Here is a 15941-nt window from a genome sequence, read left to right as displayed (position 1 = left end):
ATCTTATTTTAGGGGAATAGCGTTTAACAAATATTGAATATCACCGAAAGCAGAAGCCTGTAACAATAAAGATTGCCATACATTGTTTTGAGCTATTTCATAGTCTATCTCTGCACGTTGTAAAGTATACAGCGCTTGAGTGAAATCAACTAAGTTGCTCAACCCATTATCGTATAAAGCTTTTTGCTGTTTAAAGGCTACATCAGCCGCCTCTAACTGTATTTTTGACTGTGTCCACACAGCCTGAGCATTGACATACTTCTCTTTGGTCAAAGTAACTTGGTTAGCCAAATCTTTGTCCATCTGAGCGAATTCATGTTCATAGCTCTTTGTGATATACGCTTGTTGTTTACGCTTATAAGTCGTTCTAAAAAAGTTAGATATATTCCATGTCAATTGAAGCCCTACTAAATAATTACTTCTATCAATACCCACTCCATCACCATAAGACGAAGAGTAAGCACTATTGTCTTGTACATAATTCCAGCTAAAGCCTGATCCTCTACCTTGCAACACCCCAAAAGCGTTTAAACTAGGCAGACTACCTTTAGTTACTAAACGTTCCATAGACTCACTCTGTGCTATTTTGCTCTCTTGCCATAATAGCATAGGATGCTGATCTCTATTGACTAAAGTCTCGTCTAATACTTCTGGTTTAGCATTTACAAATACCTCATCTAGTGCATACGCTTTAGTCTCTTCATCTAATAATACAGCTAAGTGCTTATTAAACTCTATTTCCTTGTCGTACGCTTTAATATGCAATGCTTCTGCATTCGCTACCTCAGCCATAGCTAATCGCTCATCTACTTGAGGTAACAAGCCACTCTTTGCCTTGGCAGCTGTAACTTCATGAAATACTCTCGCGCGTTCTAAATTCTTTTGTTGCACATATTTTATACGCTGAGAAGCCAAAAGATTTAAATAGGTAGCACTTACTTTTATTTGTTGTTGGAAAATCTCTTGTTCTAAGTCCTTAAGCGTTACTTCTTGTTGAGCTTTTCCCATACCGATTCCTTCCTTTGTCTTTCCAAAAGAAAAGATATTCCAATTGACATTAGCAAAATACAATGAACCAAAGGCTGCATTCCAATTTTGTTCTGCTAAAGGCATAGAGGTAGCTGCAGATCCCAGTCCTCCATAAGCATACAGAGGCCCGTTCTGTGCATTGATAGTCCCATAACTTTGTTGGGCACCGAATGTTAAGTCTGGGAAGTAATTCCCTTTTTGATTAGTTATGTTTTCTTGAGAAGCAGCAAGTTTTGCTTCTTTAACCTTGATAAGGTCATATCGTTCTATAGCCTGTTTTAACGCAGCATCTAAGGTAAGTTTTTGTCCATAAGACATAGATGCCACACCCAATAGGACAAACAGTGCTATCCTATTAATTTTCATGTAAAAGTATGCATTTAATTATACAATATTGTTGATGTATCTATTCCTACTACAAGAATAGATAAGCTCAATGATATCGTATGAATCAAAGTCTATAGACGCAATGCTTAATATACAGAGGTACTTCTTTGACTCTGTATAAATAATAAGTATAAGTAGTGAAATTATCTCTTACTGTATGCACATACTCGTATACTGCTCCGAAATAACGGTGCAATATCGCATCTGTAAAGAAAGAAATCTTTAAAACTTTAAATGAACTATTCTGAACCTCTGATTTTACTTTAACTACCTCTACTTTATCTTGGCAGCAGTTCTTCTTAGGTTCTTCTACGGTTCTACCTGTTAAAGCACAGAAACCGCAGTTCTTTTCATTTGCTTGAGATTTAGGTATACTCGCCTCTTGCACTAATCCTTGGCAGATGTGCTGATATGTACTAAAGCCTGAAGCCAAGCCAGTGTACAAAAATGCGAATAATATGACGAATAGTTTTTTCATAATCTCTACGCCAAAAGTACTACACTAGAGATTCTCATTTGTTATACCATTCCGAGTACTTGTTGTATAATTTTTGGATTTTGTACTTTTCGAAAACATTCTTAAACGATGATGGTTACTAAGATTTCTCTTTTTAAGAAATATTTTAGATTTCTCCTTCTTGAATAAAAAAACTAGCTCCGTAGTAACGATATTCATACCCTTTAATATTACCATGTTTACAATCTTTAATACTGTTTGAAATAATACTATAAATTTCTTGATAAATATCTTTTTCTATAAGATGAAATTTACCTCTCAGTACTTGTTAAATACAATATCATTAATACAAATAAATCACTTTTCTTTCAAATACATATATTATATCCCCTGTAATAGCTAAGTTATACAAAACAGTATTATATAAGTTTTTTATACTCTTTAAAAATATCCTTGTATTGAATATCCTCTATAAATCAACCTCTTGTTTCAAAATATTTATGCATCATAAAAGTTAGTAAAATAAACTGGCGAAGTTTGCTTCATATTATTAATTTCATCCTGATCATATTCAGTTACTAAATAACAACCTACTTCACCTATATACGTCTTATTACAAATATCTAGTCTATAAAAAAACTCAACTAGTATTAACAATAACTCTACAGTTTGGCTATTCTTTTTTAAAACTGAAAACATATGAGAATCGCTAAACATCAAGTCTATTATTTTTGCTTTAACAAGATTATCTCCATTTATAAAAATATCCCTAATGTATAAAGCAAGATCAAAATAGTTCTTATACTCCTTTCCTTTAAAATAAAAAGGAATAGAATAGTACTTAATATTTGACTCCGAATAAACTAAGTTAAAGGAACTATCTTCTTCACTAAATACATTAAACAAAGGATTTTCAATTTGCCTAAACTCTCTTTTTAGCCATTCTATTTTGTCATTTTCTTGGTCATAAACTACACTTAAACTTGAACACAATCTATTCGTTAAATTATTGTATTCTATTATTGATTCATAGTGATTAAATAATTGTCCATGATCATTTTCTCTTCCACTGTATCTACTCCATTGAGTTAACATTTCTCTAATTTCTTGCATAACTTACATATACTTCTACGGCATCTTTGTGTTGAGCATAGTTACCTATACTTGAAAGTATTATTAAACAAATTACAATTAGTCTTTTCATACTTCTAATTCTGTTATTCTTACTAGCATAACCTATTAAGTAAATTTAATCATTATACCCTTAACATAATAACACTATTCAAAGGCACTTATTTCTTCCCCACAGGACTACTAAACTATTTTAAAACTGGTCTATAATCTCCTTCCTTTTTTACGAGACATTTGCCTCGAAATTTTAAACCAATAAGTATTTATGACTACAACGAACACTGGGGTAACAAGACAACAAGTAACTCTAAAAAACACAACTGCGACTTTAGTAAAAGCGACTTTAGAACACCTAGAAGATGCCTCTATGCTATTCGATATGTATAGAGTATTCTACAGACAAGAATCAAATTATGAAAAAGGAAAACAGTTCTTACTTGATCGGCTGTCTAATGACCAGTCTCATATCTTCTTAGCGTATGTAGATGGGCAAGCAGTTGGATTCGTTCAACTTTATGAATTATTCCATTACATCAAATTAGAAAAACAGTGGTTATTAAGTGACTTATTCGTACATCCAGACTACAGAGGGATAGGATTATCTGTAGCAATCATCGACCGTTCAAAACAATGGTGTGAAGAAACCAATGCATGTGGACTAATGCTAGAAACAGAAAAGACAAATGACATAGGGAATGTATTATACCCTAGATGCGGGTTCGTATACGATGGAGGACACAACTACTACCATTGGTGGAAATAATGATCATATAATACTTAGCTTATAAACTGAATAGGGAGATGTCTTTTTTGAATCTCCCTATATTATTACATATATCCATTGTTTCTAAACAATTCCTTTGCCTTCTCATAAAACTCCTCTTTACCAGCTCCTTGATTAGCTAATAAAAATCTTCTCACTTTTCTGTTGCCCTTACTATCTTTAAAACGGATATCAAAACCTGTAGCAGAGAGATAGGATCTTTTGACCAAATTAACTTCTATAACATCCTGCTTATCTATAACATGAACAGTAGTCATATCCCAACTACTATAAATAACATACAACAAATAAGCTGTAATAATACTTGGAATCAGTGCATAATAAAGACCCACATAATAATAAGTCAATAGACTAAGTATAAACATGATAATCACTACAAACTGCATCCATGAAAAAAAGCCATTCTCCTTGCCTAAAATAGTAGTCTGATGAGAACTTATTTTTCCATCTATAGTAAACACAATCTTAGGTTTGGGTTCTAAGATGAGATGACAGTATTCTGTTTTGCCTTTAATCACAGCCTGTCTTATGGTCGATTTACCCTCTTGTGATGTCATATCCTATCTTTATAAGTATTGATACAATGCTTTATCTATCTGTACGATTACTTATTAAATTTACGCTCTTTTTAGATACAAAATACAAGGAGTATAAAATAAATATTCAGTCTATTTCCCCTCATTAAAGACTGTTTGGCGGTACTTCTGTCCCCAAATCATAATCTCCTCGATCACTCTTTCTAGTGTTTTTCCATACTCTGTCAATTCATATTCTACAGAAATAGGCTTGGTATTTAACACTGTTCTTTTTATCAAATGATTTGCTTCTAAATCATGTAATTCTTTTGACAACATTTTTGTGCCTATCCCTTCTACTTCTCGCATTAGATCCATAAACCTCATTTTGCCTCCATGTAATAATGTTCCGATAATATATACCTTCCATTTACCAGATAATAAACTCATCGTATCTTTAATAGCTACTATACGTACTTGACATTGTTCTGTATTATTCAACACTGGTTTTTTCTTCATCTGCTCTATTTTTAATTCACCCTAAAATTACTTTATTCTACAGTAGTGTGCAAAAGGAAACCACTTCCCAAAAGGAAACTAATAGAGAAGACCACCTTAAAGTCAGTTATGTTTGCACCCACAAAAGAACCTATCTATTTAGATAGGCCATAAAAACACTTAAAAATGAAGAATTCTAAAATTACATTCTGGGTATCTACAAGTCTATTTTCTTTATTTATGTTATTTAGTGCCTATAACTATGTAGCAACAGAAGAGATGAAAGAGGCCTTTGTTTACCTAGGTTTTCCTGATTATTTCAGAGTAGAACTCGCTATAGCTAAGGCTTTAGGAGCTATAGTGATATTGCTCCCTTTCTTATCTTCTACGATAAGAGGTTTTGCTTACACAGGGTTTACCATTAATATTATCTCTGCCGCTATCGCACACTTAGGGATGGGAGAGCCTATCACATCACTAGGTTTTATATTCATAGCAGGTGTGCTATTAGCCCTGTCATACTGGAGTTCATTAACCCTAAATCAACGTTAATCAAACCTAACCCTAATACATTGAGGCGAGCTTACACAGTTTCGCCTCAATACATTTATATACATATCGCTTAGAACCTCTATGATTATTCCTCTCCCTCACTATCCTATATGCGCATTTTAACCCAAACTATGCGATAAGAATATAAACGAAAAGGTATTATACAAAATAGGTCTGAATTAAAGATATAAGCCTACGATAGTATGGTTTTAGAACTAATGAAGGAACCATAAGATAGAATTGCATTGCAGTATTTGACTACCACAAATTCTAGATTTATCCTTCAAGTCACATCCTAAAAGAATACTAGATCAATAAAAGGACTATCCTTGGACAAAAGCCCGCTATACCCAAGTATCGTCCTACTATACTCCTATAATTGTCCAAGGATCTGCTATGAAGCCCCTTATTTACTGGGGTTATAAGCAATATAGAATAACTTCAATTCTTATTAAAATTCAAACAAATCACTATATATCAATACATTACACTATTTATTAATTAAAAAAATGATTCTAAAAATTCACTTAGTAGGATTAAAAGGCTAAAAAAGAGGACAAATAGCTAAAAAAAGAGAGTAAAAAGAAGTCTATTTTGATTTTTTCAGAGAAAAATAAGAGACAAAATCAAAAAAATAATCTACTTTTTTGGGATTATTTTTCAAAAAATAAATTATTCTATCAGTTTTAGTATGGAACTACCATAAAGCAAAAAGAGCATCCACTATGGACACTCTTCTATACAGTATATTTTCTACTGTGAATGTAATTTATTCATGTGTTTTACTTAATTCCCACCCCACAATTAACTGTTTCTTCTCTGCTCCCCACATATATCCCCCTAACAAACCTGTCTGCTGTATCACGCGGTGACAAGGTATTAATACTGCTACAGGATTCCGACCAATAGCGGTGCCTACAGCTCTACTCGCTCCTGCATTATTTAATCTGTCTGCTAGACCACCATAAGTTGTTAATTGTCCTTCAGGAATTTGTAATAAAGCTTCCCATACCTTAAGCTGAAAAGGAGTCCCTTTAAGGTGTAATTTAACTTGTGTCAGATCTCCTTCTCTGTTTAATATATCGATCACAGCCTGGTGTATACCCTTCCTTTCTTCTACTAATACAGCATTAGAAAAATCTGCATGAATACGCTCTAATCCATCACTATGCTCAGAAGTAAAAGCGATATGACAAATCCCTTTAGGTGTAGAAGCTACTACCACCTGTCCAAACAAGGTATCCCAATAACTGTAAGCAATCTCTAAAGACGCTCCTTTATTTGCGTACTCATTAGGAGTCATGCCTTCTATAGAGACAAACATATCATGTAAACGACTACTGCTGCTCAACCCTACCTCATCTGCAACGTCAAACAAGGTCTGCTCTAACCGCTCTTTGATAACATACTTAGCATAGTTTAAGGTTATATATCTCAAAAACTGCTTAGGACTACTTCCCACCCATTCTGTAAATAATCTTTGAAAATGATATTCGCTTAACCCAACTGCTGTTGCTATCTCTGATAAATTAGGTTGTGCGTAATGGTTAGCTACGATATACGCTATAGCTTGTCTTGCCTTTTCATATTGTTTACTTACTTCCATGACTAACTTCTTTAATACAAGTATACAAAGAAATAGATTCTGCTTTTTTCTCACAATCCATTTCTTGCTATTCTTTTAAAAATAGAAGTATCCCCTAATTTCTAATTAGGAATTAATAATTAGGAATTAGGAATGGGCGCCCTTCGGGCATGAGGTAATATATATTGCGGATACTGGATGATGGGCGTAATGTATTATCGCCCCTACTGTTGTGGATGTAGATTGCGATTAGATTGGACGGGATGTATACTGTGGTTACTAGGTGTCGGCTGTATGTAATACAGCCCTACCGTTATGGAATTACTGTGTGGATATAGATTGCGTAGTGTACATACCGAATGCCGTAGGCAATGATTCTTAATTTCTAATTCTTAATTAGAGCGTAGCGATTATCTGCCGTAGGCAACTCTGTTAACCGTCCACTGTTAACTATCAACCAATATACCTTAAACTTCTAATTTACAGTAAATCAAAAAGTTATAAAATGAATTAAAACTAATCAATTACTTAAATAATTACATTAAAATTATTTTAACACAAAATAATTAAGAAAAATGTAATTACCAATTAAACGTTTGTTTAATTTTACATTCTGAAAAAATACAACTCATGGCATTAAGTGATAAACAGAAAGAAATATTAATCGTAGCAGAGGAGCTATTCTCTCAAAAAGGTATAGATGGAACGAGTATACGAGATATTTCTAAAGCTGCTGGTATTAATGTTGCTATGATCAACTATTACTTTGGTTCTAAGCAAGCAATGGTTATTGCATTATTCGAAATACGATTAACTCGAACAAGAGAAAAACTAGCTCTTCTTACCACAGATACTCACTTAGACCCTATGCAGAAATTATTAGCTTTCGTAGAGCATATGATGACTGTACAGTTACAAAACGCTGATTTCCACATTATCTTAATGGGGCAACTGTCTAAAAAAGAGGACATCCCTGAGATATCAGATGGTATAACCATCCTACAGCGCGAAATATTAAATATTATCAATAGTTTTATAGAAGAGGGGTATGAAAAAGGTCTTTTTAAAGCGAAACCAGACCCTGTTACATTCGTTATCTTTTCATTGGGAATATTAAGTTACCTAATACACCACGAACGCACTTTATCTAGCTATTGGAATATACCCGATCACGAAGAATATAGTTTGTACATCAAACAGCATATATATCCTTATTTAATACAATCCTTTCAATCAATTTTAATCTACAATGAACAAAAGTAATTACGTCTTACTTGCTTCATTATTTATTTGCCAAGCGTTTGCTCAAACTTCAACTCAAACACCTATTACCCTAGAGCAAGCCATTACATTAAGTTTAAGAAATGGCAAAGAGATAAAAAAAGTAAAAGCAAGTACAGAGGCTAGTAAACTTCAGATTCATAGCGCCCAAAATATGCGCTACCCCGATCTAGAAGTTTCAGGATCCTATAATCGCCTCTTTAATGGTACTGATGTTAATCTAAAAGTACCTTTACCTCCATCGTCTGGAGAAAACCAAATGCCACAGGTGACACCTCAGCATTTAATGATGGCACAAGCCAAAGCTAATGTTCCTCTATTTAGCGGTTTTAAAATTAGTAACGCTGTAAACCAAAGTAAACAATACTACGCATTAGCTGAACTAACAGAGCAATCTACTACTGAGAATGTAGTTTACCAAACCATCAATTTATACTTTGCACTATATAAGACGCAGCAGTCTATAGCGCTGCTAACTGAAAATCTAAAGCGTGCACACCAACGCACAATTGACTTTGAACAATTCTTAAACAATGGTCTAATCGCTAGAAATGACTATTTAAGAACACAATTGCAAGAAGCGAATGTAGAATTGTCTTTAGAAGAAACGAAAAACACCTTGAAGAATATTAGTACAAGATTAAGTACTCTTCTAGATTTTCCGTCTAATGAAACAATCGTTGCAGAGAAAGCTAATCCTGTAGATATCTTACCTACTAAAACAGATGACCTCTCTACACGTAAAGATGTTCAGAGTGTGATAAAAATGGACGAAATAGCTCAAACGACTATCAAAATAGCTAGAGGTAATTACTTCCCTTCTATCGGATTAACAGCTGGATACTCAGCTATTCAATTAGATAAAGTAATTGATATCACTAATGCTACTATGGTAGGAGTCGGTCTAAAATTTGACTTAGCTTCTATCTTTAAAAACAGAACAGAAGTCAATAAAGCTAAAGCAAAGAAAACAGAAGCTGAATATCAAGTCTTGTTAGTAGAAGATATGGCTAAAGTAGAAATAGAAGAAGCATATAATGCTTATGAGTTAGCTTTAAAAAAGAATACTGTTTTATCGAAAGCTCTTATTCAGGCTAATGAGAATTACCGCATTGTAAAAGATAAGTATGACAATGGTCTGACAGACACTGATCATCTATTAGAAGCTGATGTACAACAGTTACAAGCTCAAATAGACAATATGCTAGGAGAAGCTGATCAAACATTGACATTGTATCAATATGCATACAAAACAGGAAAATTATTAGACAACTTACAATCGGGAAACTAAAATGGAAACAAATAATAATGAATATAAAAAACCTCTAAATAAGAAATTTATTATTGCGTTAGGAGCTATAATACTATTTGGAGGAGGATATGGTGTGTATAAATACATCCATTCTATGGCTCATGAGACTACTGATGATGCTCAAGTAGAAACAAAGATCTCTCCTATCGTATCTAAAATACCAGGGTACATCAAAAGTATCCATGTACTAGATAACCAAATGGTCAAAAAAGGGGATGTATTAATCACACTAGATGATACAGAATATGTAATCAAAGTAGATCAAGCTAAAGCAAACTATCAAGCGGCATTAAGCCAATTAAAAGTAGCTGAAGCTGGGCATAATACTAGTGAATCTACAGTAATATCTTCTCAGGCTGGAGCTTCTACTGCTGTGGCTAATGTAGCGACTGCCAAGGCAAATATAGATGCTGCAAAAACTCAGCTATGGAGAGCAAATAATGACTATGAGAGATACAACAAACTTTATGAAAGTCAATCTATTACTAAACAACAATATGAGCAAGCGCTAGCTGCTAAAGAGACTGCTGAAAAACAAGTAGTCGTACTACAAGAACAATTAAAAGCAGTAGAAAAACAAGCAAATGCTGTAGCTCAACAAGTAAATATTAGTAGATCTCAAGCTGTAGCTTCTACTTCTCAGATAGATGCTGCTAAAGCAATGGTAGATCAAGCTAAAGCTAACTTAGACAATGCGGAGTTATACTTGTCTTACACCGTGATCACAGCTAAAGAAGATGGTCAAGTATCTAAAATTAACCTACAAGTAGGGCAATTAATACAACCTGGACAAGGACTATTCAATACTGTACAAAAAGGCAATATCTGGGTAGTGGCAAACTTTAAAGAGACACAAATGCAATATATGCGTGAAGGACAACCTGTCAAAATAAAAGTAGACGCATTCCCTAAGCATGAGTTCGAAGGAGTGATTAACTCTATGTCTCCAGCTACTGGGGCTAAGTTCGCTCTACTACCTCCTGATAATGCATCTGGTAACTTCGTAAAAACAGTACAACGTATCCCTGTGAAGATTACTTTCACTAATCCGAAGGATGAAATGTTAGTCTATGTAAAGGCAGGTATGAATGTAGATATCGATGTAAACATTAAAAGTGGACGATAAGCGATGAGTGAAGAAAGCTTAGTAGAACACGGTTATCGCAGAATAATCATTACCATCACAGCCATTCTATGTGCACTGTTAGAGATAGTTGATACGACTATTGTCAATGTAGCCATGAATGATATGAAAGGGAGTATCGGTGTTTCTCTTACTGATATCGCCTGGGTGGTAACGGCTTATGCTATTGCCAATGTAATAGTAGTGCCGATGACTAGCTGGCTCTCACAACAGTTTGGAAGACGTAATTACTTTGCTGCTTCCATTATCATCTTTACTGTAGCTTCTTTTTTATGTGGGTATTCTACTACCCTATGGGAGATTATACTATTCCGTTTTATACAAGGTCTAGGAGGAGGTGCTTTATTAGTAACTTCACAGACCATTATCACAGAGAGTTATCCCGTAGAAAAAAGAGGTGTTGCACAAGCAATATACGGTATGGGTGTTATTGTAGGGCCTACACTTGGACCTCCATTAGGAGGGTACATTATAGACAATTACTCTTGGCCATTTATCTTTTATATCAATGTGCCTTTAGGGATTATAGCCACCACATTGGCCATATTATATGTTAGAAGTCCTAAATATGCAGAGAAGAGCAAACTGAATGAAATAGACTTCTTAGGAATTATATTACTTGCTATCGCAGTAGGTTCATTACAGTACGTATTAGAACATGGTCAACAAGATGACTGGTTTGAAAACAGTACTATACTGACTCTATCTATATCATCTGTATTGGGGTTCTTTTTCTTCGTATGGAGGGAACTGACCTGTGACAAGCCTATTGTTAATTTAAGAGTACTGAAAGATTCTAATTTGGCCATTGGTACAGTATTGTCCTTTATCTTAGGGTTTGGGTTATATGGCTCTACTTTTATCATTCCTATCTATACCCAGTCGATTTTAGGATGGACTGCTACAGATGCAGGGATGTTATTAGTACCGAGTTCACTAATGACTGCTTTAATGATGCCATTTATCGCTAGAATGCTACAAAGAGGAGTTCCTCCTAAGTATCTAGTATCTGCAGGATTCTTAGTATTCTTCTTATACAGTTTCTGGGCTCGTAATATACTTACTCCAGATACAGGTAGTGAACATTTCTTCTGGCCATTAGTTATACGTGGAGTGGGGTTAGGATTACTATTCGTACCGATTACTACACTATCATTATCTAACTTAAGAAATAGGGAGATAGGTGAAGGAGCAGCCTTTACTGGGATGATGCGTCAATTAGGAGGTTCGTTTGGTATCGCACTAATCACAACCTTTATCTCTAGATGGTCTGTAAACCACAGACTAGGATTAGTAAGTCATTTAGATACTGCTTCTCTAGAAGTGCAGAATCGTGTAACTGCCTTACAACAAAGCTTTATAGCGAAAGGATTCCCTACAGATGAAGCACTTCAGAAGGCATACACCCTACTAGACCTAGGAGTGACTAAACAAGCAACAGTATTAACCTATATGGATGTATTTATGTTCTTAGGGGTACTATTTCTTATTTGTATTCCTTTTATACTCTTATTGATAAAAAAAGGAGCTGGTAAGATCATTGCTGGTGCTGGACATTAATAAGAATCAATTATGTATAAAAATAGAGACCTTAGGGTCTCTATTTTGGTTTTATATAGGTAAGTTTTTAATGCTGTTTGTGCTGCTTTCTATATTGAAGAGGAGTTAAATCAGTTTTCTTTTTAAAGAAACGACCAAAATAAGATTCCTCTGTAAAATTTAAATCTATAGCTATCTGAGCAACTGTATCATTCGTCTGTATCAGTCTTGATTTAGCTTCTTCTATAAGATACTTATGAATAAAATAACTAGCAGGCTGATTGGTGATTTCTTTAACTATATCATTAAGGTAATGAGGATGTACATGTAACAACTCTGCATACTGATTTACTTGCTTTAACTCAATAGCATTTTGGGTCACCAATAGTTGGTACTTTGCTACTAACTGCTCTTTTCTAGATAATACAAAAGGAGTTGATGTAGTCTGTTGATTGTATATTCGCTCTGCCTCTATTAAGATAATATTCAAGAACATACGCACTAATAAATCATCATTAAAAGTTTCTTTTTGACATTGCTCTTGATTTAACTTCCAAAACAGATGACTCATCATCTCTACCTCACGTTCTGTAAGCTCAACATAAGGAGCTTTGTCCAATTGAAAAAAAGGAAAGCTATTCAATTTGATTTGATGCTTGATACAAAGTAAAAAATAATCTGAATCAAATAGACACATAAAACCTTCTAGGTCATTCGTCCATTCTTTTATTTGGTGTAATTGGTTATCAGAAATAAAGTACATCATCTGCTCACCTAATCGGTATTCTTTATGTCCTATGACTTCGGTAACTGCACTTTTAGTGACTAACACCATACTATAAAATCGCTTGCGCGTACGACTGCCTAAAAACAAATCATTGTGCTGCCTCAAATCAGCTAAAGACAAGACCTCCATATAACCTGCCCCTTCTTTATAACGCAGTTTATTGCACTCACCACAAGTGCCTCCTTCAGAAACCAAAAAATGATTCTTAAAATCTTCTATTGATTCTATTTCCTTTATATCTTTATTACTTTGACTCATTTATATCCTTACTTTTTATCTAATAATTAGAGATAATACCCATCCTGCTACATATAACCCTATCCCGTAAATAGTGTGCGCTTGAAGACTGCGTAGCCTTACTATATTTGGTTTAGGTGTTTTGGAAGCTGCTATTCCAAACCCAAAGGCTGGTTGCATCATAAAGAATGGAAACACTGTCGTAGCCACTCCTATCACTAATGCAGGTAAAAATGTAGGTACTAAAAGCCACTCTACACCACAAATTAACAATAGTACAAAAGCAAAACTTATACCAATGAGGTAATGTGCTATCCATCCTAATGCTCTCTCATTCTTCACTGGCGTAGCCTGCATAATATTAGGGTGACTAAACACTCCTTTCGTAAAAGATCCTATCCATCTACCCACCATCGCATAGTCCAATGATGGAATATTAAACAGTTTCTTAATAACTACCGCATAAAGATCCATAAATATAGTAGCTCCTATGCCTAATAATAAAGCATACTCAATTAATAATACAACGTTACTCATTATTTCAATTCTTTAAATTATTCTTTATCCACTTGCCACACGTGCTTCATAATCTCTTGTGGAGCAACAACACCTGTCTGACGCCAATAGATATCTCCCTGCTTATTTAATAAAATCATCGTGGGTACAGAGCGAACAAAGAACTCTTCTTTTAAGTCCTTACACTGATCTATATTTGCTCTTATCAAATCTACTTTGGCTTCTATATCCTCCTCTATATGATCTATTATACCTGATAGTGTTCTACATGGAGTACACCAGTCAGCATAAAATTGAACTAAAACAGGACGTTTTAAATTGTCAAAGTCTATAAACTCTTCCATTTTTGTTGTCTTTTTTAAAATTGAATAATAACGTTGATATTTACATAGAATAAAAAAACGCTATTATTTTGACATTACAAAACTAATAGCGTTCTTATTCTTTATTCTTACCCTTATAGGAGATTTAATAGGACAAAGTACAGATTTATCTCTTCTCATCTTTCTAGTTCTTATACTATCTATAAAAACAAAAATCAAGATTACTCTTACTTCAATTGTTTCCCTAGCTGCTCTGCTTTGGCAATCCACTTCACTCTCTGCTCTTCTTTAGAGTTTCTAACAATCCCAATATAAGTCACTTTTACGGGAGATACACCACAGAACTGCAGTGTTGACTTCTTTAATTGATTAACACTAGGTCTTCCATACATCAAGCGATAATACCATCCTGGCTGATCTAAGGTAGTGATAATATGAGCTGTTTTACCTTTCAGTAATTTGTCCCATAACATACTATTCTCTCTATACTGATACATAATACCTGGTAGAAATATTCTATCGATAAATCCTTTTAATAAAGCGGGAAGTCCACCCCACCATACAGGATGTACCCATACAAGATGGTCAGCCCATTTAATATCGTATATCGCCTTTACTAAATCTGGTTCTAGTTCCATGCGTTTCTGATAACCATACTGTAAGTTCGCATTAAAGTTTATCTTCGCTACTGTGATTTCTCTCACATCTGCTCCACTATCTTTAGCTCCTTTAATATAAGCCTCTACCAAACCAAAATTTAAAGAATCCTTATTAGGATGTCCATTGATAACTGTTATTTTCTTCATTATATCTCTTTTATTGTTATAGAGTCATATTGTTGTAGGTCTGTGAAAAGTGCTTTTTCTCCGTGAAGTTGATGTGCAAAATACTGCCCAGGTAGAACTTCATTACTAAATAATACCTCTGTATGTAATACGGCTGATAAAGCAGTCAATTCTGCCTGTCCTCTATCACTCTTTAATAAAATTCTCCTTACTTGCTGAGAGCCTTTAATAATGATTTCGAATACTGAGATATCTCCTGCTCCACTACCTCCAAATGTCTTTCTCCTTGCCTTTAAAGACATTCTTTTAAATACACCGAACTGCTGCATCCAACCTAATACACGAGTTAAAAACTTAGAATTGTAAGTCATCTTCACACTTACGGTAGGTACAGCTTCTACTTGATTCAAAATATATAAATCAGGAGTATCAAAGTTGTAAACTTGTCTATTTCTCAACCCGAAAGAGAAACAATAAGATTCACTATCTAAAAAGTGTAAAACCTCCTTAGGCTGATTCTTTTGATACTGAACAAAAGGGGTTGCTACATGTTCTGCCATAAAATGAGCTGAACTTTCGCCTGCTTTATCTTTTATAGAGTAATACACCATCAGCTGTACACTCTCTATTTTTTCTGTAGCAGGTACAGCAGATTTGACTAATCCAGGAACAATACCTCCCATCCAACCTGAGCCAAATACAATACGGCTATTATACTTAGTATATTCTGTAGTAATCTGTAATGCCTTATGTAGAGCGGGTGTTGGCTTAGTGATATCCAAATAATCTATTCCATGCTCTATCGCAAAACGAAGTACATAATCCTTCTGGTCATTAACAGATAAAATAATTAAATTGATACTTCTAGATAGAATAACTTCTAATGAAGATGGGCTATTGACATCTATCTGTACTTCTTTCTGTAGATCTTTAGGAGCTCTAGTTCCTAAGATTATATTACATTGAGGGTTTCGCTCTTTTAAGATACGAGCTATAGTACTCCCTACTAACCCCTTACCTCCTATGATTAAAACATTGTTCTGCATAATTGATTTGATTTACAGACAAAACTAATAACC

Annotated in this window: 17 protein-coding genes; 6 read left to right on the top strand and 11 right to left on the bottom strand. The window is 34.3% G+C overall.

The window, feature by feature from the left end; translation table 11 throughout:
- Positions 1-3: 3 nt before the first annotated feature.
- The 3 genes from E0Z07_RS11990 to E0Z07_RS11975 all read right to left on the bottom strand — a co-directional run bounded on the left by E0Z07_RS11990 (position 4) and on the right by E0Z07_RS11975 (position 2986).
- Entirely contained in the window at positions 4-1395 is a 1392-nt protein-coding gene (locus E0Z07_RS11990; protein WP_131540798.1) for a TolC family protein, read from the bottom strand.
- An 85-nt stretch (positions 1396-1480) separates the two neighbouring features.
- Positions 1481-1894, bottom strand: coding sequence for an HYC_CC_PP family protein (locus tag E0Z07_RS11985; protein WP_006263398.1), 414 nt, complete (start codon positions 1892-1894; stop codon positions 1481-1483).
- A gap of 477 nt (positions 1895-2371) precedes the next feature.
- Complete coding sequence (locus E0Z07_RS11975) at positions 2372-2986, bottom strand: hypothetical protein (RefSeq protein ID WP_131540796.1); 615 nt, start codon at positions 2984-2986, stop codon at positions 2372-2374.
- A gap of 283 nt (positions 2987-3269) precedes the next feature.
- Here E0Z07_RS11975 and E0Z07_RS11970 point away from each other — a divergent pair, with 283 nt between their 5' ends.
- Positions 3270-3767 carry a GNAT family N-acetyltransferase gene (locus E0Z07_RS11970; RefSeq protein WP_006259180.1) on the top strand — a complete coding sequence of 166 codons (498 nt, stop codon included), beginning with the start codon at positions 3270-3272 and terminating at the stop codon, positions 3765-3767.
- 65 nt (positions 3768-3832) lie between these two features.
- Here the strand turns inward: E0Z07_RS11970 and E0Z07_RS11965 are convergent, their stop codons facing one another.
- Entirely contained in the window at positions 3833-4345 is a 513-nt protein-coding gene (locus E0Z07_RS11965; RefSeq protein ID WP_131540795.1) for a hypothetical protein, read from the bottom strand.
- A gap of 111 nt (positions 4346-4456) precedes the next feature.
- Positions 4457-4822, bottom strand: a complete 366-nt coding sequence (locus E0Z07_RS11960; protein ID WP_006259182.1) for a winged helix-turn-helix transcriptional regulator — start codon at positions 4820-4822, stop codon at positions 4457-4459.
- A gap of 165 nt (positions 4823-4987) precedes the next feature.
- Here E0Z07_RS11960 and E0Z07_RS11955 point away from each other — a divergent pair, with 165 nt between their 5' ends.
- Positions 4988-5353: a DoxX family protein gene (locus E0Z07_RS11955; RefSeq protein WP_131540794.1), complete on the top strand. Its 366-nt coding sequence runs from the start codon at positions 4988-4990 to the stop codon at positions 5351-5353.
- Between the two features lie 769 nt (positions 5354-6122).
- On the opposite strand, the gene E0Z07_RS11950 is transcribed toward E0Z07_RS11955, so the two are convergent.
- Positions 6123-6959, bottom strand: coding sequence for a methylated-DNA--[protein]-cysteine S-methyltransferase (locus tag E0Z07_RS11950; RefSeq protein ID WP_016649558.1), 837 nt, complete (start codon positions 6957-6959; stop codon positions 6123-6125).
- Positions 6960-7568: 609 nt separating this feature from the next.
- Between E0Z07_RS11950 and E0Z07_RS11945 the strand changes: the two genes are divergently transcribed.
- From E0Z07_RS11945 to E0Z07_RS11930, 4 genes are read left to right on the top strand one after another with little or no spacing between them, the layout of a single operon-like run.
- Positions 7569-8201 carry a TetR/AcrR family transcriptional regulator gene (locus E0Z07_RS11945; protein WP_025125601.1) on the top strand — a complete coding sequence of 211 codons (633 nt, stop codon included), beginning with the start codon at positions 7569-7571 and terminating at the stop codon, positions 8199-8201.
- On the top strand, positions 8188-9510 hold the full coding sequence (locus tag E0Z07_RS11940; RefSeq protein ID WP_073145479.1) for a TolC family protein: 1323 nt from the start codon (positions 8188-8190) through the stop codon (positions 9508-9510). The genes E0Z07_RS11945 and E0Z07_RS11940 overlap by 14 nt, the downstream gene beginning before the upstream one ends.
- A 1-nt stretch (position 9511) precedes the next feature.
- Positions 9512-10657: an HlyD family secretion protein gene (locus tag E0Z07_RS11935; RefSeq protein ID WP_131540793.1), complete on the top strand. Its 1146-nt coding sequence runs from the start codon at positions 9512-9514 to the stop codon at positions 10655-10657.
- Positions 10658-10660: 3 nt separating this feature from the next.
- Positions 10661-12235 (top strand): DHA2 family efflux MFS transporter permease subunit, encoded by a 1575-nt coding sequence (locus E0Z07_RS11930; protein ID WP_025125604.1) that lies wholly within the window; start codon positions 10661-10663, stop codon positions 12233-12235.
- Between the two features lie 67 nt (positions 12236-12302).
- Here the strand turns inward: E0Z07_RS11930 and E0Z07_RS11925 are convergent, their stop codons facing one another.
- The 5 genes from E0Z07_RS11925 to E0Z07_RS11905 form a co-directional block, all read right to left on the bottom strand.
- On the bottom strand, positions 12303-13259 hold the full coding sequence (locus tag E0Z07_RS11925) for an AraC family transcriptional regulator (RefSeq protein WP_131540792.1): 957 nt from the start codon (positions 13257-13259) through the stop codon (positions 12303-12305).
- Positions 13260-13274: 15 nt separating this feature from the next.
- Positions 13275-13775 (bottom strand): DUF2938 domain-containing protein, encoded by a 501-nt coding sequence (locus E0Z07_RS11920; protein WP_006259187.1) that lies wholly within the window; start codon positions 13773-13775, stop codon positions 13275-13277.
- Between the two features lie 17 nt (positions 13776-13792).
- Positions 13793-14098, bottom strand: coding sequence for a thioredoxin family protein (locus tag E0Z07_RS11915; protein ID WP_058699528.1), 306 nt, complete (start codon positions 14096-14098; stop codon positions 13793-13795).
- A gap of 206 nt (positions 14099-14304) precedes the next feature.
- Positions 14305-14883 (bottom strand): NAD(P)H-dependent oxidoreductase, encoded by a 579-nt coding sequence (locus E0Z07_RS11910; RefSeq protein ID WP_058699527.1) that lies wholly within the window; start codon positions 14881-14883, stop codon positions 14305-14307.
- On the bottom strand, positions 14883-15908 hold the full coding sequence (locus tag E0Z07_RS11905; RefSeq protein WP_058699526.1) for a saccharopine dehydrogenase NADP-binding domain-containing protein: 1026 nt from the start codon (positions 15906-15908) through the stop codon (positions 14883-14885). Before E0Z07_RS11905 ends, E0Z07_RS11910 begins: the two co-directional genes overlap by 1 nt.
- Between the last annotated feature and the right edge of the window lie 33 nt (positions 15909-15941).

Source organism: Myroides odoratimimus (assembly GCF_004337635.1).
Taxonomy (GTDB): domain Bacteria; phylum Bacteroidota; class Bacteroidia; order Flavobacteriales; family Flavobacteriaceae; genus Flavobacterium; species Flavobacterium odoratimimum.
This window is presented reverse-complemented; position numbering and strand designations above follow the sequence as displayed.